Source organism: Henriciella litoralis (genome assembly GCF_002088935.1).
Classification (GTDB): domain Bacteria; phylum Pseudomonadota; class Alphaproteobacteria; order Caulobacterales; family Hyphomonadaceae; genus Henriciella; species Henriciella litoralis.
The window spans coordinates 1507292-1531193 of the sequence record NZ_NCSS01000006.1; the positions used below are offsets into that span (position 1 = coordinate 1507292).

The following is a 23902-nucleotide window of genomic DNA, read 5'->3' on the forward strand; positions in this document are numbered from 1 at the left end:
CGACCGGAAATTGCGGAACCCCTGACGCGCCGCGGCATTGCTTTCTCAACGCCTCACGGTCCACCAGCGCGAAAGTCGTAGCCGATCTCAACTGAAGTTGCCCTGCTTGTATTTCTCGCCGCGACCGTCGTCGTGACCCTGGCGGGAATCCGCATCATCGCGACCGCTGACCGTCTGGCAGACCGCACCGGCCTCGGCGAAGCCATCTTTGGCGGCGTTCTTCTTGGCGCAAGCACTTCGCTCTCAGGCATCGTCACATCGCTGACCGCCGCCTCAGCAGGCCTCGCCTCCCTCGCCGTTTCCAACGCTGTCGGCGGCATCGCCGCGCAGACCGCCTTCCTCGTCGTGGCCGACCTCATCTACAGGCGCGTCAATCTCGAACATGCCGCCGCCGACGCGAACAATATGCTGATGGCGGCGGTCCTCGTCCTCCTGATGAGCCTGCCGCTGGCGGCCAATCTCGCGCCGGAATTCACCATCTTCGCGGTCCACCCGGTCTCGATCCTGCTCTTCATTGTCTACATTTTCGGGGTGCGCTCGGCCGTATCTCTGAAGAACAGCCCGATGTGGGACCCGCGCACCACATCAGACACGAAGGAAGACACGCCCGACGAGGACGAAGCGCAGATCCATTCCCTGCCGGTGATGATCGCCATCTTTGTCGGCCTCAGCCTCGTGCTCGCCGCAACCGGCTTTGCCATCGCCGAGTCCGGCGCCGTCCTCTCAAAGAATCTCGGCATCTCGCAGACGGTGGTCGGCGCGCTTCTCACAGCGGTTGCGACCTCCCTGCCCGAACTGGTGACCACCCTCGCCGCTGTCCGGCGCGGCGCGTTGCAGCTGGCTGTTGGCGGTATCATCGGCGGCAACACATTCGACGTGTTGTTCCTGTCCCTTTCCGACATCGCCTATCGTGATGGCTCGATCTATCACGCGATGACGCAGGCCGACTCTCTCCTGCTGATCGGCGCGACGATCATCACCGCCATTCTTTTGATGGGTCTTATCCTGCGCGAACGCCGAGGCATCGGCTTTGAAGGCCTCGCCATCCTCGCCTCCTATGCAGGCCTCATGGCAATCCAGATCAGCATCGGTTAGTCCGGCCAGATCAGGCCGTCAGCTCGAATCGTTTGCGATACGCATTGGGCGATGTCCCGGCAATGTCGCGGAACGCCGTGCGGAACGTCTCCACAGACCCGAAGCCCGACTGCATCGACACATCCACCAGGCTAAGCTGCGTCTTCTCGAGCAGGCCCATCGCGCGGAACACCCGCTCACGCCGCAGCCACTTGAGCGGCGTGGCGCCGGTCCCCTCGCGAAAGCGCCGCAGGAATGTCCGCTCGCTCATGCCGGCTTCATCGGCGAGGTCTCCAATCGTTAGCGGCTTGTCCAGATGCTCGCGCGCCCAGTCCAGCACGCCGGCGACCGACTGGCCAGACCGCTCCTGAAACGGCGCTTCGACATATTGTGACTGCCCGCCCTCCCGGTGAGGCGGCGTCACGAGGCTGCGCGCCAGCTGATTGGCAATCGCGGCGCCAAAATCTGTTCGGATAATATGCAGGCTGCAATCCACCGCAGCACTGGAACCGGCCGAGGTAATCACGTCGCCCTCATCGACATAGAGCACGTCCTCGACAATCTCCACGTCTGGAAAAGCCCGCTTCAGCGCGGCAAGGTCGCGCCAGTGCGTCGTCGCCCGCTTGCCGGACAGGACGCCCGCATGCGCCAGGACGAACGCGCCCGTACAATAAGAGACGATCCGCGCCCCCCGGTCATAGGCCGCCTTCACCGCGTCCAGCATGTCCTGCGGCGGGCGTTCGTTGATGTCGCGCCAGGCCGGCACGATCAGCGTGTCGGCGTCCGCCGCCACCTCATAGCCATGCTCAGGTGTCATGGTCATGCCACCCAGCGTGCGGATCGGCTCAGCCGGCCCCGCCACGGTGAAATCATACCACTCCACATCGATAATCTCTGGCCGCGACCAGCCAAAGATCTCAACCGCGATCCCGAATTCCAGCGGCCACAGCCGGTCATAGGCCAGCGTGACAACGCGGTGAGGCTTGTTTGATGCATGCGAATTAGGCGTTTTTTCCAACATTGGCGAAAATCTACCACATAATGGCATTTTCGCCAATAGCGGGCGACACCTTGCCACCCCATCCTTTGGTCATCGAACACATCAACCGTATCCAAAGGAGCTTCCCATGGCACAATTTGCCCTCACCGCCAGCCTCACTGCCCTGGCCGTCGCCACCCTGTCAGCCCTGAATTCTCCGGGCGCACAGACCTCACGCCCCCACACGCCAGATCGCGCCAACGCCTACACGACGCTTGCGCTAGTCTATCATGAGCGCGGAGACAAAAATGAAGCCCGCGACGCGCTGGAACGAGCGCTGCGCGCCGACCCCGACAACGTCGCCGCCCTGAAACTGATGGAGCTCTACCGCTATCGCGGCCCGCAAGCGAAGTAACGGCCGGCCCTAGTCCACCCGCGTCAGGGAGAAGTAGCCGCTATTGCCATCGCACCCGCAGGTGTCCGGCCTGAGGCAGGGCATATGCCATTTGCCCTCATACTGCTGGCCGTCCGGCCTGGCCTCGCCAGAGCAATGGAACGGTGCCTGCTTCATAGCACCTTCCTGCAGGCGCACGTCGAGCAACGCCAGATCGGCGGTAAGTTCGCCCTCAATGGCGGCGGGAACCCGCATCATTTCGCGCCCGCCCGTCACATAGGCCATGCCTGCGCGCCCGCTGAAGAAGGCGCCCAGCCGGACAAAGTCCACCACCGCCTTGAAATCCACCACCGAATTCATCGACGCCATCCGGTAAGCCAGATGGACCTCCCAGCAGCCCGCCTCTTCTGGCGCGGCCTCGGCTACGTCTTCAAGCAAGGAAGACCGGGTGAGTGTTTCAGTGGACATGGGACAGGGCTACTATACCCGGCCACTGCCGTCATCCTGCACGCGCGCACAAAGGCGACGAACCCTTAGTCAGACATCTCATACCCTGTCGGCCCATTTTCGCGGACGTCCCACCGCTGATATTGACCAATAAACGGCGAATGAGGGTCGAGCAGCTCAATAAGGTCGGGCATAACACGCAGCGCAAGACGAACCGGCGCATTGAGGAAGATGATTACGCCATCATCTGAGCCGGTATAGCCGTAAGCCACCGCGAGTTGCGACCAGTCATATCCCCCATGTCCAACCACGGTCGTCCGCGGATATTGCAGTATGATCGTGCCGTATCCATATCCCTGCCGCTCCGGACAGGGCGTCTGCATATCGCTTTCGCAGTCAACGACACCATCCTCGCCCGTATCCGCCTGCACCTTGTATCGCTGCTGCTGGATCGACTGGTCGTATCGCCCTTGGTCAAGCATGCCTGTCAGAAACCGGGCATAGTCCGGCACAGTCGTCATCATATTCGCCGCTGATCCCCACTCCCCGGGTTCGCGACACCAACCCGATTGCTCACGGCAAAATATACCTGGCGCCTCGCCATCTTCGGTCTGTCCAGCGACAGCATGTTCAGCAGCCTCCGGCCCGGCAGCCACATACGAATTGGACATGCCGAGCGGATCGAATACGTAATTTTGCACCAGCTCAGGAAATGTCTGGCCGAGCTTGCGTTCGGCGAAGCGCGCAAAATAGTCGAACCCCTCACCGGAATACCCATAAGCTTCGCCGGGATCGCGGTTGAAGGTGAGTTTTCCATCCGGCCGAAAGAAGCGCCAGTTGTCGAAACCCGTCCTGTTGGTGATGGCAATGCCGGGCGTCAGGTCGGCGTGGCGCGGGTCGTCGATAATATCTGGATCGAGCCAGTAATCGGACATCGGCTCGTCCATCGAAATTTCGCCAGCCTGCACGAGTTGAACCATCAATTCGCCGGTGACGGTTTTCGTGATTGACGCTACATTGAACCGGGTGTCAGCGGAGGCCGCTTGTCCCGACGCCTCTACGCCGTAATAGGTGGACCAGACCAGTTTGCCATCCTTGATGAGACCCAGGCCGGCCGTCACTATACCCTTGCTGTCCAGAATGGCGTTTACGCGTTCGTTCAGATAGTCGGCCCTGACAGCATCGACCTCGCTCAATTCACCGAAGGAACGTGAAGCGCCTTCGACTGACTGACAGGCGAGAGGTATGAATGCCAGACTCGCCAGCACGATTTCCCTTTTCATTAGCTTTGTTCCTCTGCGTTTATGTTCCAAACGCACGCAGCGTAGCGTTTCAGGTCCCGTGCAGAGAAATAACCCGCGAACAGACAGCAATTACAGCGAATCGACATTCAGCGCAGGCTAAACGGCCAGCGCCTTCAGCCGCTGCGCCCCCACGCGGCTGGTAACGAGTGTCCGCCCGCCATCGAGATTCAGGAGGAGCTTGCCATTGCCTGCTGGTTCTGCGCTGCGGATCGCCTCCAATCTGACGATGAACGACCGGTGCGCCCGCACGAAGCGCGCACTTGGCAACAAATCCTCAAACTTCGCCAGAGACGTCGTGGAGAGCAAGGTGCGTTCAGGCGTGACGACCTCGCAATAGCCGTCGGCACCGACGATGCAGACAATGTCGGACAGATTGAGCGGGATCACATCCCGGTCGCGCCGGATGAGCACGGTGTCCGCTGCCTTTTCAACAGCCGGTACCGCGCGCGCCGCCAGCGACGCCTCGGTGACGGCAGCTTCCAGCTTCCGCTCGGCGGCGCGCCAGTAGCTGAACAAAGCCAGCGCTGCATAGAGCGTGACGCCTTGAAAAATCTGCCAGACGAGCGCCACGTCACCAAACGGGGCGACCTGCAGGCCCGCTCGCGTCCATCCCGGCCGAAGGCTGAACAGCACGACGGTGGCCAAATACCAACCGAAAGCGAAAACGACAGCCAGCGCGACATGCATCGTTGCCACCCGCCACATCACGGGCTGACGAACGACATGGTTGACGATCAGCGTTGCCGGGACCGCCGCAATCAGTGCGCCAAGCGTATTGCAGAGCGCGGCTGCGAAACATGCCAGTATTGGCTGATCAAGCGTGAGCAGGAAGGAAGCGAAATATCCCGCGAAAAGCGCTGCGAACGCCGCCAGGCCGAAGAAACGATCCTTTGACGACACCCAGGTGCGCCCCTAAGGCCGCAGAAGCTCGTTAACCCCGGTCTTCTCACGCGTGCGCGCATCGACCGTTTTCACGATCACGGCGCAGGCGAGCGATGGGCCGCCATTCTTGTCGGGCAGTGTGCCCGGCACGACGACCGAATAAGGCGGCACCTTGCCATAGGTGACCTCGCCGGTCTCGCGGTAGACAATCTTCGTCGATTGGGTGATGAACACCCCCATCGCGATGACAGAACCTTCGCCGACGATCACGCCTTCGACGACTTCAGAGCGCGCGCCGATAAAGCAATTGTCTTCGATGATCGTCGGGTTTGCCTGCAGCGGTTCCAGCACGCCGCCAATGCCTGTGCCGGCAGAGATGTGGCAGTTCGCGCCAACTTGCGCGCAAGAGCCGACCGACGCCCAGGTATCGATCATCGTGCCTTCACCGACATGCGCGCCGATATTTACGTAAGACGGCATCAGCACCGCATTCTTCGCGACATAGGCGCCCCGGCGCACAGCCGCCGGCGGCACAGCGCGGAAGCCTGCCGCTTCAAACTCAGCCTCGCCCCAGCCTTCAAACTTTGACGGCACCTTGTCCCACCAATTGCCTTGACCCGGCACGCCGGAAATCATGCCATTGGCGTTGAGGCGGAACGACAGCAGCACCGCCTTCTTGAGCCACTGGTTCACCGTCCAGCCGCCCTTGCCATCAGGCTCGGCCACCCGGCCCTTGCCGCTGTCGAGCAGCTCGATGGCCGCGTCCACCGCATCACGCACATCGCCCATGGTCGAAGTCGAAAGCTCGGCGCGGTCTTCCCAGGCCTGATTGATGGTGGTCTCAAGGTTCGCAGTCATGGCGCGCTCTCCGTCTGGTCTCGGTTCAAATCTCTGCCCTCCCATATAAGCTGAAGGCGTCTGGTCAATCCATAAGACGGGTCGCAAACTTCGCCGGGCACCTTTTCATCGCTCGAAGCGTTATGTCGTTTCAGTGCAGGGCATAGGGAAACCTTTCAGACATGGCCAATAAGCGCAGAACCGTCGCCATCATTGGGCTTGGCGCGTTCGGAACCGTCCTCGCGCGTGAACTGACGCGTATGGGGGACATCGTCATCGGGCTCGATCGCGACGAAAGCCGCGTCAGTCAGATTTGTGATGAAATCGAGTCGGCGATGCAGGTCGATGCGAGCGATATGAAATCACTGAAACAATGCGGCCTCGATGTCTGCGACTGCATCATGGTTTCGATCGGCGAAGACATGCAGGCAAGCATCCTCACCGCCATGAATGTGCAAGAGCTCGGCTGCCCGATCTTATGGGTCAAGGCGCAAAGCCTTGAGCACATCAAGATCCTGAAAGCCCTGGGGATCACGAATATCGTTCACGCCGAACAGGATTATGGGCTTCGTGTTGCCCAGGTGATTCATAACCCCCGCGTTTCTGATTATCTCTCGCTCGGCAAGGGCAAGTATATCGCGGAAATCAAAGTGCCAGAGCAGCTGACCTCCACGAAAATTGGCGATCTGCGCCTCGATCCGCACGGCCTTCGCTGCCTCGGCGTTTTCCGCGAGGGCGCCTTGCTGGAAACCGAGATTGCCAAAATCACACTCGTCGCAGATGACAGTCTCCTGATCTATGGAGAACGACCGGACCTTCGCCGGTTTGCGGACGAGTTTTAGACCATCATGCCGTTCCTGAAGGACCTTCCAGCACCAGCGCTTCTGGTCCTGGTCTATCTTAGCTGGATTGTGATCGGGACGGGGCTCCTCCTCCTGCCGGTCGCGTCAACGCAAGGCATCAGCCTGTCTGACGCCCTCTTCACATCAACCTCCGCCGTCACAGTGACCGGGCTGGCCGTTGTCGATACCGGCACGGCGTTCACGCCATTCGGCCAGGGCGTGCTGATGCTGCTGATCCAGCTTGGCGGCATGGGTCTGATGACATTCGCAGTCATGGTGCTGTCCTCGCTGGGCCTGAAGATCGGCATGGCGCACCGCCGATATCTGCGCGAGGAGATGGGCCTTGCGTCCATGGGCGGGGTGCTTGATCTGGTCTGGATCATCTTCCGCATCGTGCTCGTCTGCGAACTGCTCGGCATGTTCTTGATGGCGACCGTCTTCGTGCCGGAGTTCGGTTGGAAGCAAGGGCTCTGGCAAGCGGCATTTCATTCCATTTCGGCCTTCAACAATGCCGGTTTCTCGCTCTTCCCGGACAGCCTGATGGGCTATGTCGACAACCCGGTCATCATCTTCACCGTCTCTATCCAGTTCATGATTGGCGGCCTCGGCTTTGCCGTCCTCTCAGACATCATGGTGTTTCGCAAATGGAGCCGCTTTTCGCTTCATACCCGCCTGATGCTGGCTGGTACGCTCGCCATCGTCGCGGTGTCCTGCCTCACCTATGGCCTGCTCGAATGGACCAATCCTGAAACGCTGGGCGGTCTTCACTCATTGCAAGCCAAGCTTCAGGCCGTCTGGTTTGAAAGCGTTACACCGCGCACGGCGGGCTTCAATTCTATGAATACCGCCGGCATCCATGACAGTACCGCCCTCTTCACGATGATCCTGATGGTCATTGGCGGCGGCAGCACGTCCACCGCAGGCGGCATCAAGGTGACAACTGCCGTCGTGCTTTTTCTGGCCACGATTGCTTTCTTCAGGAAAACCGGCCGCATGCGCGCCTTCGGCTACAGCATCGGGCTCGAACAGGGCCTTAAAGTGATGGCGCTGCTCACTGTCAGCCTGTTTCTCATCCTGATCGGCCTCTTCATTCTGGTCGGTACGCACCATCATCTGGACTTCATCGACGCCGCCTTCGAAGTGACCTCCGCCTTTGGCACGGTAGGCCTCAGCCGCGGCGCGACCGGCGAGCTCAACGACATTGGCCGCCTCGTCATCTGCGCCATCATGTTCCTCGGCCGGCTTGGCCCGCTAACGCTCGGCTTCTTCCTCGCCTCAAAGACCCCGCCGCGCGTCAAATACCCCGAAGGACAGGTCTTCCTCGGCTAGTCTGTCTCGCAGAGGCGCTGCGCGTAGAGCATCATCATCCCCCTTGGGGGCTATGTCGCTTTTCGAAAGCGTCGGTATGATCGACAAGTCCAATGCGTTCTGACCGCGCGATTGAGGAATGTCCGAATGTCAAATCAAATCCGCAAGCTGGTACCAGCCCTCTTCCTTCTCGCAACGCTCGGCACCGCGATGCCTGCCAGTGCAGGCGGGCCCGGCGTCCAGTCATGGAACCCGCACGCCGAGCCCGGGCAGTGCGTCCCTATCGAACGCACGAAAGCCTGTGAGCGGACCGATCTTGTCTATCTCGTCAACAAGGCCGACGGATCCGGCACGACAAAAGTCGCGCTGATCGAAGACAAATCGCTTTCCTTCTCCAAGATTTCGAAGATGGCCAAGGCGATGGGCGAACCGTTTGACCGGAAAATAGGGTCTGAACAAAAGAAGGTTTTTGAGCGCAGATCCTGGCGCGGCGCCCGCCTGCCGGATGAAGGCAGGACAATCGAGCCAGCGCTTTACGAATATATGTTCCCGGTCTCCGACAAGGTCGCGCTTATCGAGCCTCATGACCTGGCCCCCAAACCGGACGACGACCTGCTCTATTTCGTCGCCCTCGACGGCAAGCTCGACGCACCCGTGCGGCCGGGCATCCCGAGGGACCGGCTCTACTATATTGGCGGCTATTACGGGAACATGCCCGCCCAGGTCTTTGAGCTTGTCAGCACGGATGAGGCGCGTGGCACGGCCACGCTCCGCCAGTTTGATGGGTATGGCAACGAGCGCGCCATCTTCGACAATATCGTCCTGCATCAGCGAAGGGACGATTTCGACTCCTTTGAGCTCGATTTTTTCGTCATCGGTCCACAGCATTTCGTCGTGTCCGCCCAGCATCCGATAACGGGCGAGCCCGCCTCTTTATGGTTTTCAGCGGATGGTTCGGTCATGGGCTATGGCGACCCCACCGAGCCGCGCACCATCACCCTGGCCGGCACGAAAGACCGTGAATGGACGAACCTTTTCTCCTTCGTCGGCGAGCTGCCCGTTTTCACCGGCCTCAAGGATAACCGGCTCTATTACCCACTCGACCGGAACGGCAAAAATGTCGACGCGCCAGAAAACTTCATTGGCATGGCGCGCATGTTCGATTGGCCCAGAAAAAACAGCGGCGGCGGTCTGACCCGCAATAATAACTATCGTGGCTGGCTGCTCGTCTATGAGCTTCCGACCGGCTATGGCTACAAGATCGCTGACCGCGCCAGGACAGACTCCGATCACCTATCAATGATCAGCGCACCGAATGTGCTTGGCACAGAAGACGACCTCATGATGCTGGCCGGGTTCGAAACTGCCGAAATCGAAGGCGATAGAAAGTCGGTCATCAGGCTGTTTGATCGATATGAAGCCGATGGCGTGACGCCCGCAGCCGGCGCCGTCCCGGCAGGCTGGCGCCAGGCTTACACCTGGTCGAACGATGGTCTGAGAATTACCGCCGCCACAGAGCTTGGCAAAGAGAGCTACGCCACCTCGAAGGAGGCCTTCGCCGCGCTCCGGCAAAAGGAATTGGAAGCTGCCGCAGAATATGCCCGCCGCGGAGAAATCAGCCGCCAGCAAATGCTGGCCTGGCAAGCAGAGCGCGAAGCGCAAGAGGCCCGCTATCAGGCCGAACAGCAGGCCCGCCTTGCACGCGAAGCCGCGCAGGAAGCCGAATGGGCCCGCAAACGCGCCCAGTACCGCCCCAAGACCGGCGCCGAGGAATATGCCGAGCGGATGGAAGAATACAAACGCCAACAAAGCCTCTCATCCGGCGTGCGCCCCCCCTTCAGGCGCAAGACCACCGAATGCTATGATCAGGGCGACGGCACGGAGAAGTGTTTCACCCGATAGACCGGCGGCAGGGGCGCATCGGCGCCCCGCTCGCCTCAGGCCGCCACGGCCGCCTGCTTCGCCTTTGACGTTTCAAAGCCGTGATAGCCGCTCGCCGCGATCTGGTCGCAGATGATGCGGTAGACATCGACCCCGGCAATATAGGCCATGAAGGTGCGCGGCTTTCCCGGCACATTCGCGCCGATATACCAGCTATTGGCCTGCGGGAAGAGCGTCTGCTCGGCCACCGCTTCATTGTGCTCGGCCCATTCATCCTCAGCCGCTTCGGTTGGCTCGATGGTTGCCAGGTCCTTGCCCCGCATCCAGCCAATACAGTCGGATACCCAGTCCACATGCTGCTCAATGGAGACCATCATATTGGAGAGAACTGACGGGCTGGACGGCCCGGTGATGGTGAAGAGGTTCGGGAAGCCCTCAATCGCAAGCCCAAGATAGGTGTGCGGCCCGTTCGCCCATTTGTCGGCCAGCGCGAGGCCGCCCTTGCCACGGATATCAACATTGAGGATCGCGCCCGTCATCGCATCAAAGCCGGTCGCAAAGACGATGACATCGAACGCCTCTTCGCCTTCGCTTGTCTTGATGCCCTTGGGCGTGATCCGCTCCATCGGCGTTTTGCGAAGGTCGACCAGGCTCACATTATCGCGGTTGAAGGTCTCGTAGTAATTTGTGTCGAGACAGGGCCGCTTGGTGCCGAACGGATAGGAGTATGGCGTCAGCGTTTCGGCGAGCTCTGGATCATCGACCCGCGCCTTGATCTGCTCACGAATGTAATTGGCCACAACCTCATTGGCCTCTTCATCGACCAGCGTATCGGCAAACTTCGTCGTGAGGCCGGTGAGCCCCTGAGTCCAGCCTTCCTCAAGCCGTCTCTGGCGCTCCTCCGGCGGGACCATGGCCGCAGGCTCGAGCTCCCGTTTCGGATGCGGGATACCGGCGAAATTATACTTCTGCTCCTCGCGGAAGTCGCGGTAGCGCTCCTTCATCTCGGACACTTCGGAATTGCTGAGCGGCCGGTTGCCCGCGGGCAGCGAATAGGCCGGCGTGCGCTGATAGACGGTGAGGTGGCTCGCCTGTTCGGCAATATGCGGGATCGACTGGATCGCCGACGAGCCAGTGCCGATCACGGCGACCTTCTTGCCGGTAAAATCGACACCCTCATGCGGCCAGCGCCCGGTGATATAGGTCGGCCCCTCAAAACTGTCCGAGCCTTCAATATCAGGCTCTTTCGGCACCGACAGACAGCCCGTCGCCATGATGTAGAACTGGGTCGAGATCGCCTCGCCGGTATCGGTATAGATGGTCCAGCGCTCTGTATCCTCGTCATAGATCGCGCGCGTGACGCGGGTCTCGAAAGTGATGTCCTTTTTCAGGTCATAGCGATCGGCCACATGCTGGGCATAGGTGAGGATTTCCGGCTGCGTCGCATAGCGCTCCGTCCAGCCCCATTCCTGCTCCAGCTCCGGGTCAAAACCGAAGGAATAGCCAAGGCTCTCAATGTCGCAGCGCGCGCCCGGATACCGGTTCCAGTACCAGGTCCCGCCAACCCCGTCGCCCGCTTCCAGAACACGGACTTTCAGTCCCATCTCGCGCAGGCGTTTGAGCTGATACATGCCCGCAAACCCGGCCCCGACGATCACCGCATCGGCCTCGGAAAAGCGGGCAATATGCTGGCTGATCTGGTCGCCAACATATTCAATCGCCTTCGCCTGCGCCGGCAATAGCCCCGGCATCGCGAAGAAGTTGTGCATCTGGCGATCGAACTGTTTGTGGGTGACCGGCACACCTGCCTTGCGAAGCGCCGCGGCATAAGCCTCGCTTTCTTCACGCAGAATGTCGTACTCAGCCGTGATCACCACGGCCGGTGGCAGTCCCGACAGATCATCGGCGCGCAGCGGCGAGGCATCGACATTCTTCCGGTCGTCTTCGTTTGGCGCGTAATAGTCCCAGAACCATTTCATCATCGGCGTATTGAGCAGAAGCTGGTTGTCCATGTCGGCATAGGTCGGGCGCGTCATGTCGCAATCGGTCACCGGATAGATGAGCAGTTGCATCGCAATCTCCGGCCCGCCGGCTGCTTTCGCCTTCTGGCAGACAATCGCCGCGAGGTTGCCGCCCGCACTGTCACCGCCCACCATCAGCGGCAGGTCCTTACCGCCCAGCTCTGCGCCATGGGTCGCCGCCCAGTTCAGTGCATCCCAGGCATCGTTCGGCGCGGTCGGATATTCAAACTCCGGCGCCTTGCGATAATCCACCAGCAACACGGTGCAGGCCGTCCGCTCAGCCAGTTGGCGGCCAACGCAATCATACTGATCGATATTGGAGAGGACCCAGCCGCCGCCATGATAGTAGATCAGCACGCCTTTGGGCGCGTCGACCGGCCGGTGAATGCGCGCGGGGATCTTGCCACCGTCACTCGCCGGGATCTCGATATCTCGCGTCTCGGCCATCTCGGGGCCATCGGGGTAAGCCCCCGCCATCGCCTCACCCACGAGGCGCGCCTCGTCCGGGCTCATCTCATGCATGGGTGGGCCGTCTGCTGAGGCAAATTGTGCCAACAGAGCCGTCGTCGCGATATCCAATTTCATGGCGTGTGTCTCCCTTATATTCTTTTGCCAGCATGGTTGCGCCAGACGACGTGTCTGGCAATCACCTACGCGGGGGAAACTTCACGCCTTAGTTGCGGGGGTGCGGGCTTTACCTGTTCTGGCGCGGCCCTCAGCGCGCCTTGTCCGCCTCTTGATAGAGCGACAGCGTATGTCCATCCGGATCGGCAAAATCAGCGGTCCAGCCGCCATCGGGGGCATGCGAAACCGGCGTCACGATTGTCACCCCCTTTGAGGCAAGGCCCTCCACGATGCCATCAATGCCGCCCTCGTCCAGATTGAACACGATGACCGGGCTGTCGCCGCGCTTGCCCTCCATCTGGAAGAAAATCAGGCTGATCCCGCCAACATCGGCCATCAGCCAGTCAGCGCCGTCAAACTCGCCTGCTTCCCCCTCCATACGCTGTAGCGTCAGGCCAAGCGTGTCCTTGTAGAAAGCTTCGGTTCGATCAATGTCGGCGACGTAGAAGACGATGGCGCCAATTCCGGTTTTATTGAGCATGATGTGGTCTCCTCTATGAGTGCTCACCGGTATGTTGCCGCGCGCCTCTGTTTTGTGAGCTGGCAAGAACAAAAAAATGTCCGTCCGGATCATGACTGGCGAGAAAGCCGCCCCGCTGGCGCAAACGCTCAACCATTGTTCGCCGCATGACGCCAAAGGGCAGTGCGCCTTTCAGCGTCAGATCAGCCTCAGGCGCGCGCTCAATGGCGCGCTTCAGCTGCGAAATCCGCTGGCGCAGCGCCGCATCCGACAGGCCCAGCAACCAGCCAATCTCCGCACGCGTCGCACCATTGAGCGACAGGAGCGCCGTCACGCGCAACGAGTTCGGCAGGCCAGAAAGGTCCGGCCCGGGCTCATCAGCGCAGGCGCCGTCATCGCGATCAGCCAGCCACCCAGCCTCCCGCGCCCGGCGGCGCACCGCGCTTCGCGCCGACATCCGGGCCTTGTTGCGCATCACGCCATGCAGCCAGGCTTGTGTTTCAGCTGAGGAAAAATCGGTTCGCCCTGTCTCAACGGCGGCAAGGCAAGCGGCCTGGACAAGGTCATCTGCCTCATCGGCGCGCCCGGCATAGCGCCGCGCCGCGGCCCCCAATTGTTTGACCCAGTTTTCGCTCATCGCTCACCCTACACCGCAAGCCAACGCTCACCTAGACGCGGTCGGCCGCCCAGCTTTCGATCGCCATCTGGCGAACCCTGTCGACCTCTGACTGTTCAACAGGCGACGAAGCCGCCTGCTCGAGCGGGTCCGAATGGAAGATATAAAGGCGGGAGACAAAATCGCCGATTGGCACCGAGGATTCGCCATAATATTCACCGTGCCCCGAGGTGGAGACATGCACGCCCGCGCCCCAGTCCTGGCCGCTGTCATTATTCGGGTTGAAGAAATAGACGCGCACCGTGCCGGACGGGTCCCGCGCCACACGAATGATCGCGATGGCGTGCCAGCCGACAAAACGGGCGGCGCTATCGGTCACGGCAATTCCCGCCGGGCTCGGGTGAATGACCGGCTGATTGCCATTATGATCAGGGTGGAAGGCGGCATAGAAGCGACGGATAAAGTCATCGGCATCGACCAGCTTTCCGGTCGGCACATCGACAACAATGTTGAACTTCCGCGCGACCCACCAGCCATGCATCTCCGGATTGATCCACTCATGCGGATCCCCGCCGCGCGGCGCGCAGAGCCGGCCCATTTCCAGATAGATGCGGTCCAGATGCGGCGCGAGAATCGCCGACACCGGGTCGACATCGAGCAGCTCTCCTTGCGCCAGTCCCGCCGATAGCGAGGCGGACGAAATCGAGGTGCCTTCAAATGGCATGTGAATTTCATTGTCGCGCGCCGCCCAGGTGACGAGCTGCAATAGATAGTCAGGGTCAGTATAGCCCCACATGGCGATGGCCCGCGCCGCCTGGCAGGTCGGGTTGTTGCCCTGCCCCACGCCGAGCGGCTGGCCCAGCACGCTGATCACCCCGGCCAGCAGCCGGGTTTCCGCCGATACACCCGCGCCATAAGTCGCCAACAGGCGCTCACGAACCACAGGATCAAGCGTCAGCCCGATCTGCCGCCACAAGGCCGGCACGGTTGGCGGCAGATGCAGGATTCCGCGCTCAAGCAGCAGCGACAAACCATAGACGGCCTGCGCGGTTTCAGGGTGCACGGCCTTGTCGATGAGGGCATGCGTCAGCTCACTATAGGAGCGCAGGCTATTTCGGCCGGATGCCGTCAGGCCGAGACATTCAGGAATAAGGTCCGGCTGCTCGCGGGCCAAATAGCGCAACAGCACCGCATGATAGGCTGAAACAAGACCGGTATCGTACATGGCGCGCGCCATGCCCGCCGCTTCCTGACCCAGCGATTGCTCATCAAGGCCGGACAGGCGCGCCTCATAGGCATCGATGCCAGGGTCCTCGCGGGTTTCATTGGTCGGCCCGAATAGCGCGCTGATCAACCGGTCTGCGCCCCAGCCGGACTGCGATGTGTCGGTAGAGCCTTCCCTGATCCACAATGACAGCTGCAGGATCATCGACTTGATCCGACCCGTCTCGATCGGGCGCTGCGCAAGGATACGCCAGATTTCCGCAATCACGGAATCGAAGATCTGGCCGTAGCCAATTTCCTCTGCGATCAGCTCGAACAGGCGGCGCAACGTCCCGGACCAGGCGGGGTCGGCCATGCGGGACACTTCAGTGCTGGCGCCAAACAGGCGCTCAAGGTTCAGCCCCAGCACGCGCGCCAGGAAGTCCTGTGCCGCCTCCGGCGTCATCGCCGCGGACGCCATCTCCCCGCGCGCAATCGCCAGCAGGCGCAACTCACTCAACGTCTCGAGGACAAGCGTCAGCGGCTGACCGCTTTCCAGCGTCTGGCGCACCAGTACGGCTTTCAGCTTTTCAGGACTGTCCCAGTCGGTGCCGGCAAAAATGCCCCCATGGGTCAGCGCTTCAATCCGCGCATAACAGGCGGCCACGCCGCCCGGCTGATGCAGCACTTTTTCGCACTGCTGCAGGGTCGGCTGCACATGGCGTACTTTCAGCTTGTCGCTGGCTGAGCCAAGCCTCTGGATCGCCGCATCCAGCCGCTTCAACAGCACTGGATCGACGACGATCTCTTGATTGCCTGATCCGGCTTCGTTCACGGCGCATACCCTTTTCGATTCGCCCTCTGGGGCGAGCCTAATAAAGACCTGTAAGTCTGACTACTGAGCGATGCGCTAGACGTAAAAGTCCACGTCTTCCTGCGCTTTCAGCAAGTCGCGCAGCGTGATGGCATCTTCACCGTGAAAGTAGACAAGCCCCCAATGAGTGCCGAAGGCTGACCGTTTGGCCACCTTGTTCTCCATCGGCTCGCCCAGCTCATGCCAGTCGAAATAGGGGTGGTCTTCGGTCTCTTTCGGGATTTCGAGGCGCGAAACGACCTGATTTCTCGGATAGACGCCGAAACAACCAGCATAGCCATTGGCATCCTTGACCGGTGTCGGGAAGAACGCCTCGATCTCTTCTTCGGTGGTCTTCGGGTCGAACATCATGACCATGCCCTGATAGGCATTGAAGCCATAGACGCGCTCCAGAAGCTCGAACACCTTGAAGCCTGGCGGGCGATAGGCAACCTCGCCGAAGTACATCACATCATCTGGCCCGATGAAGTATTCCGGGTGGATGAAGCCGAATTTGATATCAAACGTCTTGATCAGCTTCTCAATCTCGGCCTCGACCTTGGCGCGCATGGCTTCAAGCTCCGGGCTCGCCGGTACGAAGACCGAATAGCCAAGCCGGACATATTCAGAGATGTTCAGAAAGCGGATCTTGCCATCATGGATCCAGGCCTCGGCGGCATATTCCCAGCCATCGAGGTGGCTTTCCATCAGCACCGGAAAATCGCTGTCCGGTATCTCGCCGACATCATCGACGGTGCGCACGACGCGGTGGCCCATACAGCCTGCAAGGTCAAACGCCTTGATGTGGATCGGATCGTTTTCATCGCCTTCCTGCTTCAGCAAGGTCTGGTTCACCCGCTTCAGGAAGCGTTCGACATCGCCGCGGTCATGGGCTTCCTCAAAGATGCCGACGCGGATACCGCCAAGCTGGGCCCGGCGCTTCATCAGAGACTTGTCGCGGAACAGCATGGACTGGCCGAGCAGACGCGGCTGGTCGAGCAGGACCGCATTGATCGCGCCGGCCCATTCCACCGTTTCCTCGTAAAGCGGGACGGCGACGTCGACGCCTTCATCCTTCAGCATCTGCGCGATCTCGAAAGAGTTCTCGTTCAGCCGCTCAAAATTCCACGACATGAAAGGAATGTCGTGCTTGTCCGCATAATCCTTCGCCCAGCTGGGCGCGACAATGATATAGCGCCGGTCGAACTTCTCCATCGCGTCGATGGCGTTCAGGCTCCAGCCTAGAAGCGCGATATAGCCTTTGTCGGGATTGTAATCAGTCATGAGACTCCATTGTGTCTGTGTGGTGCATCTGGTTCTGGCTTGGTCTTGCCTCAGCGACCTGCCGCAGAAGCGGCTGGATCAGCGTGCCGCACGCGTTCGGAGTGCGCGCGGAAGGCCGGACGCATGGCCCGGCCACTGACAACAAGAAAATTCTCTATACCCCAAAGCTAGGGGGTTGCGCCCGAGAGTCAAACGCGCGCCCCTCTTGCCTCTCCTGGCGCAAACCGGCGATAGCTGGTGAATGCAGACCGGCCGCGACAATAGACAGGAAGAGATTGCCCGCATTGTTGGGCACCATCTACCCAAGGCAGAACTGCGCGGCGCCGAACGGCTGACAGGCGGGGTCTCAGCCGACGTCTACCGTCTCGATATATGCGGCGCCGACGGCAGGGAGGAAGCGCTGGTCTTACGCCTTCACGGGCCAACTCATGGCGGCCATGATGCGTCGCTGGAATTTGCGCTGCTCGACAGCCTGCATACGGCCGGCGCCCCGGTGGCGAAGCCCATCCTCGCCGACACGTCCGGCACGCTCTGCCCGCATCCTTTCGTGCTGACGACCTTCGCCGCGGGCACGACAGCGCTGCCGGAAGAGCATCTGGCCTCGAGGGTCGCCGCGATGGCACAGACGCTGGCTGACCTTCATGCTTTGCCTCTGTCCAACCTGCCGGACCTGCCCGCCCGCCTTGATCCACGCCCGGAGCTGTTGCGCTGGCTGGAAGACGAAAGCGGGCAAGGCCCGGCAGACGCCTATCGCAAGACCATCGCCGCACTTGGCGAGACGCGTTTCAATGGCACGCCCACCCTGCTCCACGGCGATTTCTGGCCCGAGAACATCATCTGGCAGGGCAATAAAATCACTGCCGTCCTCGACTGGGAGGATGCGGCCATTGGCGACCCGCTGTCCGATATCGCCTGTACCTGCCTGGAGCTGCGCTACATCTTCGGCAAGCCCGCCATGCGTGCCTTCGAAGCCGCCTCCGCCACCCACCGGCAAATCGATCCGCAGAGGCTCGCGCTCTGGCTCGCCTATGTTTCAATGGCGGCCCTGCGTCACATGGGAGACTGGCGGCTGCCGGCTGAGCGCGAATCCCGCATGCGGCGCGAAGCGACAGCGACGCTAAGAGAAGCGATGTCCTGCTTTTAATCATCTGCCGGAACGATGAGCGCGCCTGAACGGTTCTATTCCCAGCTATTCAACCGGCCGACAGGACCCCACACATGATCAAGCTCGCCCTCGTCTTTCTCGTCATCGCCATTATCGCAGGCCTTCTCGGCTTTACCGGCATTGCAGGCGCCGCCGTCAACATCGCGACATTCCTGTTCTTCGCGGCGCTGATCATCTTCGCTGTGTTGCTGGTGCTCGGCCTGACCGTGATGAAGAAAGTCACCTGAGGCCGCGCAGCCCTACTCCGCGCGTGACTTCACCACATCTTCGAGGAAGCCCGTGAGGTTGCCCGTCACATAATCGATGAAAGGCTGGCTCTCATCCGCAGCCCCGGCAGGCCTGGCCTCAATCGGCTCATGGCTCCAGTCCTTGGCCGAGTGCACGAGCACCGTGGCAAACCCCATCTCATGCGCGGGCTTCAGATTGCGCGCCATGTCCTCGAAGAAGACCGCCCTCGCCGGATCAACATCATGCTGGCGGCAGAACGCTTCATAGGCCGGCACGGCAGGCTTGGGCACAAAGTCGCTATCCTCGATGCCGAACAGGCCATCGAAACTTCCCGCAAGACTCATATAATCGGTGATCCGCCGCGCATGCTCGCGGGAGCCATTGGTGTAGACCAGTTTGCGCCCGGGGAGCGCATCGAGCACCGTGCAGAGCTCCGGCATATGCGGGATGGGCGAGAGGTCGATATCATGCACATGCGCCAGAAACTCGTCCGGCGACATGCCATGCATCGTCATCATGCCTTTCAGCGTGGTGCCATGCTCGGCATAATAAGCCTTCTGCAGCGCCCGCGCCTCGGCCCGCTCCATGCCGAGATAGCTCGCGACAAAGTCCGTCATCCGCACATCAATCTGCGCGAACAGGTCACACTCGGCCGGATACAGCGTATTATCGAGATCGAAGACCCAGATATCGCGCGCCGTCAGCTTCGAGAGGTCCGCGCCGCCCGCGCTCATGAGGGCGTCTCATTGAAGTCGCGCTCAAAGAACTCAAACAGCAGCCGCCGGTCCTGAGCCGCCTTGGTCGCGGCGAACAGGCCAGTGCGATAGGCCGACGCCTCGCAGTCCTTGCGGCCATTGATGACAAACTGGACCCGCGCCACGCAGAACGGGTCGCTCCCCTTCTTCAGTGTACGGAACTTGCCGTCCTCAGTCTCCATTTCTGCAAACACGAAATGCTCCGCCGTCAGCAGCGGCTCGTCGATCGCGCGCGCACAGCCCCCGCTCTCCAGCAGCCACCAGCCGCGGCTCTCCCAGCCATCGCCCTTGCGACGGGCAATCGCGCTCCAGATGCGGTTATGCGTGCGGTTGCAGAGGGTGAGGCCAATCTCGCTGCCGCGCTTCTGCGCCATCTGCTCCAGCACATCGACCAGGTCGCCATCGGCGGTGTCGGCTGGCAAGTCATTCTGCTTCAGAAACTCAGCGATGGCCGCGCGGGTCTTGCGCCCGATATGCCCGTCAATACTGCCATTGAAGACGCCCGCATCGGCCAGCAAGCGCTGCACGCCGGCGCCAGCCGCCTCGTCCGGGTCATACTCTTCGGTCTCGGTAAACTTGGTGCGCCAGCGTTTGGCATTCTCGATCAGGATCGGCCGGAAATCGCGCGACTCCAGCCCCATCGCCGAACAGTCCTGCGGGCTCTCGACAGAGAAACTACCGGTCGGATCAACGCAAAGCGGCTTGTCCCCGCCCCAGATCTTGCGCCCGCCCCGATGCGCCGTGGATGAGCGCGCGAAGAGATAATGCACGCCCGGCTCAAGCGGTCCGGTCAGCGCCATGGTGCACATGCCTGGCCGCAGGCGCTTCCACCCCTCAACCGTCACGCCCTGGCCTTCATAATGGCCGACAGCCGCCTCGATGACATAGCTTGTCCGATTGCACAGAGACCAGCCATCCGGCGGCGAACCCGCGCCCGCACTGCCCTGCGCCGACGCAGTGCCGCCCACTGCAAAGACCAGCGCAATAACGCCAGATGCGATGACGCCCAGCGCCGCCCTAAAGAATGATCGTGCCAGCACCATGTTCGGTAAAAAGCTCCATGAGCAGGGCATGCTTTGCCCGGCCGTCCAGTATGACAGCCCCGCCAACCCCATTCTTGACGGCTCCGGCAGCGGTTTCAAGCTTCGGTATCATACCGCCCGACGCCGTCCCGTCGCGGATCAGCGCCGGCACGTCATCGGCGCGGATCTCCCGGATCAGTTCTTTCTTGCCATCGAGCACACCGGCGACATCGGTCAGCAGCAACAGACGCATCGCGCCCAGCGCCTCGGCAATGGCGCCAGCGGCGGTGTCCGCATTGACGTTATAGCGCTTGCCCTCGGCATCGAAGCCGACCGGCGCGATCACCGGAATGAAGTCATGATCGTAATTACCCAAGAGGTTCAGCACCGACACATCGACCGCTTCCGGCTCACCCACGAACCCCAGATCGATCACCTGCTCGACATGGCTGTCAGGGTCCCGCGAGGTCCGCGTTGCCCGGCGCACGCGCATCAGGTCTGCGTCAGAGCCAGAGAGGCCCACCGCCTTGCCGCCCGCCTTGTTGATCGCGCGGACAATCGACTTGTTGATCGGCCCGGAGAGGACCATCTCGACCACTTCCATTGTCGCATCATCGGTCACGCGCAGCCCGTCGCGAAACTCTGACTGGATGCCGAGCCGCGACAGAAGGCTCGCAATCTGCGGCCCCCCGCCATGCACGATGACCGGGTTCACGCCCATATGTTTGAGCAGCACGACATCACGCGCAAACGCCTCGGCCAGCCCCGCATCCACCATCGCATGGCCACCATATTTGATGACAACGGTCTGGCGGTCATACCGCTGAATAAAAGGAAGGGCTTCCGACAGCGTCGCCGCCGTAAACTGCGCAGGATTAGGGGTCTTTTCGCTCATGGCGAGCGTTTAGCGGGTTTTGCGCGGAGGGGGAAGGTGGGGGACAACTTGAGCGCCAGTACCGAGTACAACAATTGGCTTCCCACCGCCGATCGAACCCAATCTGACGGCATTCCCTTAACCTAAATTGGAAATGCTTTTGCAAACACCTCGATTTAGTTAAAGAATGAATTTGATAGCTAAAACAAGATCCGTAGACAAGCAGTGCAATTATGAAGTGTTTTCTCTCTCACAGTAGCAAAGACAAACTCAGCTACGCTTCCATTGTTGCAAACGCTTTGAAGCCGAACGTTGAGTATGATGAATACACCTTCGAAGAGGGAATGGAGAACTTTGAAGAGATTCTGCGGGCACTGGAGCGGTCAAGCGTATTCGTGCTGTTGATCTCCGATCATTCTTTGAATTCTGAGTGGGTAAGGAGAGAAATATCGGAAGCCCAGCATCGGTTAAGCACAGGAGATCTGAAGCGCTTTTTTCCAATCATCATCGACCCAAACATAGCGCATACAGACCCACGCATCCCGGATTGGATACAGACTGCGTATAATCTGAGGCCGATTACCAGACCTACCATAGCTGCAAAACGGATTAAGGAACGCCTAGTCGAAGTTTCGTGGCAGACCCACCCGATGTTAAAGAAGCGCGACCAAATATTCGTAGGTCGAAACGCGCAACTACAGGAGTTCGAGCAGAGGTTTGATGATGTAACGAGGAGGCAGCCAATCGCTGTTTTCGCCTCCGGCCTGCACGAAATCGGACGCAAAACTACGATTATACACGCACTCCGGAAAGCAAACGTTGTACGATCAACATATGAGCCAATTCGATTAGATTTGAATCGCGACGATAATATTGAGGGCTTCATAGTAAAACTCTATGATTTAGCCATATCCGAAACTAAAGATATCGAAAATTTGCTATCAAAGAGTGTTGAGGAAAAGACTCGCATTTGCGCCGTACTTTTGAATGATATCGCGGCACAGAAAGAGATAATCGTTATTGACGATAATTATTGTATAGTACGATTTGAGGGAGAAATTGCACCTTGGTTCGAGAGTGTTTTGAGCCATCTAAAAAGCGACAAAGTATTATTGTGTATCGCAAGCTCAGCACGGCCCCTCAAATACAAGTATCGGAAAGACGAGCTTTTTTTCATAAGCGTTCCAGAACTCGATAAAACTGAAAGTGTCGGGCTCTTTAAAAGATATACAGAGATCTTGGGAATCAACCTTTCAGAAAAGGAGTATGAAAACTTCCTACCGTTACTGAAAGGGTTTCCAGAGCAGGTTACTTATGCAGCATCACTCATATCCGACCTTGGAACAGAAAAGGCGCTACAGAACTCACATGACATAGCGAATTTTTCCATCTACCGAGCAAATATTGTTATAAGGCACTTCGAAAACGATCCAGATCTAGTCGACTTTTTACGATTTATTTCATCATTTGAATTTGTCTCAATAGATTTTATTTCAAAAATTGGAATATTGATACAAAAATCCATAACCGATTACATCGATATACTTTTGCAGCACAACGTTTGCGAAATTATCGGACCCAATGGAAATTATTTTCGAGTGAACGAAGTCATCAGAGATGCAATTATTCGAGATCGCTATGAGATTCGAGACGACTATGCATCTGCGTTGAAGGACTTTGCAGAAGAATTTGTAAAATCTTCGCCGGAAGAGGTTTTTGACGTATCGGAATATCAGATTGCTATCAAAGAAGCATTAGCTTCAGACACGCCTGTTCCCCACCAAAAACTAATTCCCGCGCACTTCCTTCAAACCATGCGCCAACTGTACGGTGACAGAAATTACTTGGAGGTGATACGTCTTGCTGATCGCGTTCTACTGAATAAAGACAACTTCGACAATCATACTGAACAAGATATTCGTTACTATCTTTGTCAGTCCTTGGCTCGGCGGACTAGTGATCGGTTCTTGACCGAAGTCCAAAAAATATCCGGTCCTGAGCACGATTTCTTGTTGGGTTTTTACTATCGTCTGAAGCGAAGGTTTCCCAAAGCTTTGCAGCGGTATCATGCTGCGATGAAACATCGCAGAACGGAACAGAGAGCGAGACGAGAAATCGTGTTCGTGCTACTCACAACAGAAGATTACGATGCGGCTATTTCTTTAGCTCGAGAGAACTTTGAGCGATACCCACACAACCCCTATCTTGCTCAAGCTTTTTTTAATTGTGCGATAAACAACCGAGATAAAGAACGAGCGAAACTTGAAACGTCCGAAATACTAGAGGCTTTGACCAAAATAGGTGGCGACCGAGCCACTGAAATGGCGGCGAGCCTCCAAGCTCGCTTCGAATTTGAGTTCGGCGACAAAGTAATAGCCTTCGAAAAAGTTGACAGCGTAATCAAGGCCTATCCGGACATAATCTATCCCCGGCTCACGAAACTTGAAATGGCTACCGCATATGAAGATTTGGCTTTGCTCAAAGACACTATCAGTGAGCTGAAGAGCCAAAACCTGGGAGCAGGCCATCGGTCTGCCATCACCAAAGCTGAAGCGGTGGTTCTAAGCTTATCAGGGGATAAAGACCGGGCTCTACGAATGCTGGATAGGGAGCTGTCTGATTTGAGCGACACCGCTAAGGAGAGGCTGCGGCGTCGAATTGAGCGAACCCTCAATTAGGATCTTCATACTTACGCAACCAACCAATCCCGTCCTCGCGCGTTCCCTGCTCTCCCGACACGCTCATCAAGGGAAAGCCCCATGCGCAAATGCTATCTCGCCCTGCCCCTTCTCGCCCTTCTTCCGCTCGCGGCGGCCTGCGTCCTTGCCCAGCCGGACCATTGAGGACAC

General features: G+C 59.3%; 21 protein-coding genes. 8 read left to right on the top strand and 13 right to left on the bottom strand.

Annotation, left to right across the window (positions count from 1 at the left end; translation table 11 throughout):
• The first annotated feature begins 102 nt into the window (after positions 1-102).
• Positions 103-1095 (top strand): sodium:calcium antiporter, encoded by a 993-nt coding sequence (locus B8783_RS10740; protein WP_267889694.1) that lies wholly within the window; start codon positions 103-105, stop codon positions 1093-1095.
• A gap of 10 nt (positions 1096-1105) precedes the next feature.
• Here the strand turns inward: B8783_RS10740 and B8783_RS10745 are convergent, their stop codons facing one another.
• On the bottom strand, positions 1106-2095 hold the full coding sequence (locus B8783_RS10745) for a helix-turn-helix domain-containing protein (RefSeq protein ID WP_139792331.1): 990 nt from the start codon (positions 2093-2095) through the stop codon (positions 1106-1108).
• Between the two features lie 106 nt (positions 2096-2201).
• Here B8783_RS10745 and B8783_RS10750 point away from each other — a divergent pair, with 106 nt between their 5' ends.
• Complete coding sequence (locus B8783_RS10750) at positions 2202-2468, top strand: tetratricopeptide repeat protein (protein ID WP_084420125.1); 267 nt, start codon at positions 2202-2204, stop codon at positions 2466-2468.
• Between the two features lie 9 nt (positions 2469-2477).
• Here the strand turns inward: B8783_RS10750 and B8783_RS10755 are convergent, their stop codons facing one another.
• From B8783_RS10755 to dapD, 4 genes are all read right to left on the bottom strand, one after another.
• Positions 2478-2915, bottom strand: coding sequence for a hypothetical protein (locus B8783_RS10755; protein WP_084420126.1), 438 nt, complete (start codon positions 2913-2915; stop codon positions 2478-2480).
• A gap of 65 nt (positions 2916-2980) precedes the next feature.
• Positions 2981-4177 carry a serine hydrolase domain-containing protein gene (locus B8783_RS10760; protein WP_084420127.1) on the bottom strand — a complete coding sequence of 399 codons (1197 nt, stop codon included), beginning with the start codon at positions 4175-4177 and terminating at the stop codon, positions 2981-2983.
• Between the two features lie 117 nt (positions 4178-4294).
• Positions 4295-5098, bottom strand: coding sequence for a LytTR family DNA-binding domain-containing protein (locus B8783_RS10765; RefSeq protein ID WP_084420128.1), 804 nt, complete (start codon positions 5096-5098; stop codon positions 4295-4297).
• Positions 5099-5110: 12 nt separating this feature from the next.
• A complete protein-coding gene (dapD, locus tag B8783_RS10770) occupies positions 5111-5938 on the bottom strand; it encodes a 2,3,4,5-tetrahydropyridine-2,6-dicarboxylate N-succinyltransferase (RefSeq protein ID WP_084420129.1) in 828 nt (275 codons plus the stop codon).
• Between the two features lie 161 nt (positions 5939-6099).
• Here dapD and B8783_RS10775 point away from each other — a divergent pair, with 161 nt between their 5' ends.
• From B8783_RS10775 to B8783_RS10785, 3 genes are all read left to right on the top strand, one after another.
• Positions 6100-6759 carry a potassium channel family protein gene (locus B8783_RS10775; RefSeq protein WP_084420130.1) on the top strand — a complete coding sequence of 220 codons (660 nt, stop codon included), beginning with the start codon at positions 6100-6102 and terminating at the stop codon, positions 6757-6759.
• A 6-nt stretch (positions 6760-6765) separates the two neighbouring features.
• Positions 6766-8088, top strand: a complete 1323-nt coding sequence (locus B8783_RS10780; RefSeq protein ID WP_084420131.1) for a TrkH family potassium uptake protein — start codon at positions 6766-6768, stop codon at positions 8086-8088.
• A 126-nt stretch (positions 8089-8214) separates the two neighbouring features.
• Complete coding sequence (locus B8783_RS10785; RefSeq protein ID WP_084420132.1) at positions 8215-9969, top strand: hypothetical protein; 1755 nt, start codon at positions 8215-8217, stop codon at positions 9967-9969.
• A 35-nt stretch (positions 9970-10004) separates the two neighbouring features.
• On the opposite strand, the gene B8783_RS10790 is transcribed toward B8783_RS10785, so the two are convergent.
• The 5 genes from B8783_RS10790 to B8783_RS10810 all read right to left on the bottom strand — a co-directional run bounded on the left by B8783_RS10790 (position 10005) and on the right by B8783_RS10810 (position 17009).
• A complete protein-coding gene (locus B8783_RS10790; RefSeq protein WP_084420133.1) occupies positions 10005-12554 on the bottom strand; it encodes an alpha/beta hydrolase fold domain-containing protein in 2550 nt (849 codons plus the stop codon).
• Positions 12555-12684: 130 nt separating this feature from the next.
• On the bottom strand, positions 12685-13074 hold the full coding sequence (locus tag B8783_RS10795) for a VOC family protein (protein ID WP_084420134.1): 390 nt from the start codon (positions 13072-13074) through the stop codon (positions 12685-12687).
• A gap of 13 nt (positions 13075-13087) precedes the next feature.
• The gene (locus tag B8783_RS10800) at positions 13088-13690 is read right to left on the bottom strand and encodes a sigma factor (protein ID WP_084420135.1); all 603 of its coding nucleotides are present in this window, start codon (positions 13688-13690) and stop codon (positions 13088-13090) included.
• Positions 13691-13721: 31 nt separating this feature from the next.
• Complete coding sequence (locus tag B8783_RS10805) at positions 13722-15707, bottom strand: hypothetical protein (RefSeq protein ID WP_084420136.1); 1986 nt, start codon at positions 15705-15707, stop codon at positions 13722-13724.
• A 75-nt stretch (positions 15708-15782) separates the two neighbouring features.
• On the bottom strand, positions 15783-17009 hold the full coding sequence (locus tag B8783_RS10810) for an ATP-grasp domain-containing protein (RefSeq protein ID WP_084420137.1): 1227 nt from the start codon (positions 17007-17009) through the stop codon (positions 15783-15785).
• 241 nt (positions 17010-17250) lie between these two features.
• Between B8783_RS10810 and B8783_RS10815 the strand changes: the two genes are divergently transcribed.
• The gene (locus B8783_RS10815) at positions 17251-18153 is read left to right on the top strand and encodes a phosphotransferase family protein (protein ID WP_084420138.1); all 903 of its coding nucleotides are present in this window, start codon (positions 17251-17253) and stop codon (positions 18151-18153) included.
• Positions 18154-18227: 74 nt separating this feature from the next.
• The gene (locus tag B8783_RS10820) at positions 18228-18401 is read left to right on the top strand and encodes a DUF1328 domain-containing protein (protein WP_084420139.1); all 174 of its coding nucleotides are present in this window, start codon (positions 18228-18230) and stop codon (positions 18399-18401) included.
• Positions 18402-18413: 12 nt separating this feature from the next.
• Here B8783_RS10820 and B8783_RS10825 read toward each other — a convergent pair whose 3' ends face one another.
• From B8783_RS10825 to argB, 3 genes are read right to left on the bottom strand one after another with little or no spacing between them, the layout of a single operon-like run.
• Positions 18414-19136 (bottom strand): pyrimidine 5'-nucleotidase, encoded by a 723-nt coding sequence (locus B8783_RS10825; RefSeq protein ID WP_084420140.1) that lies wholly within the window; start codon positions 19134-19136, stop codon positions 18414-18416.
• Complete coding sequence (locus B8783_RS10830) at positions 19133-20200, bottom strand: DUF1036 domain-containing protein (protein WP_084420141.1); 1068 nt, start codon at positions 20198-20200, stop codon at positions 19133-19135. Before B8783_RS10830 ends, B8783_RS10825 begins: the two co-directional genes overlap by 4 nt.
• Positions 20175-21074, bottom strand: coding sequence for an acetylglutamate kinase (gene argB, locus B8783_RS10835; RefSeq protein WP_084420142.1), 900 nt, complete (start codon positions 21072-21074; stop codon positions 20175-20177). Before argB ends, B8783_RS10830 begins: the two co-directional genes overlap by 26 nt.
• Before the next feature lie 212 nt (positions 21075-21286).
• On the opposite strand from argB, the gene B8783_RS10840 reads away from it, so the two are divergent.
• Positions 21287-23731 carry a TIR domain-containing protein gene (locus B8783_RS10840; protein ID WP_084420143.1) on the top strand — a complete coding sequence of 815 codons (2445 nt, stop codon included), beginning with the start codon at positions 21287-21289 and terminating at the stop codon, positions 23729-23731.
• The last annotated feature ends 171 nt before the right edge of the window (positions 23732-23902 follow it).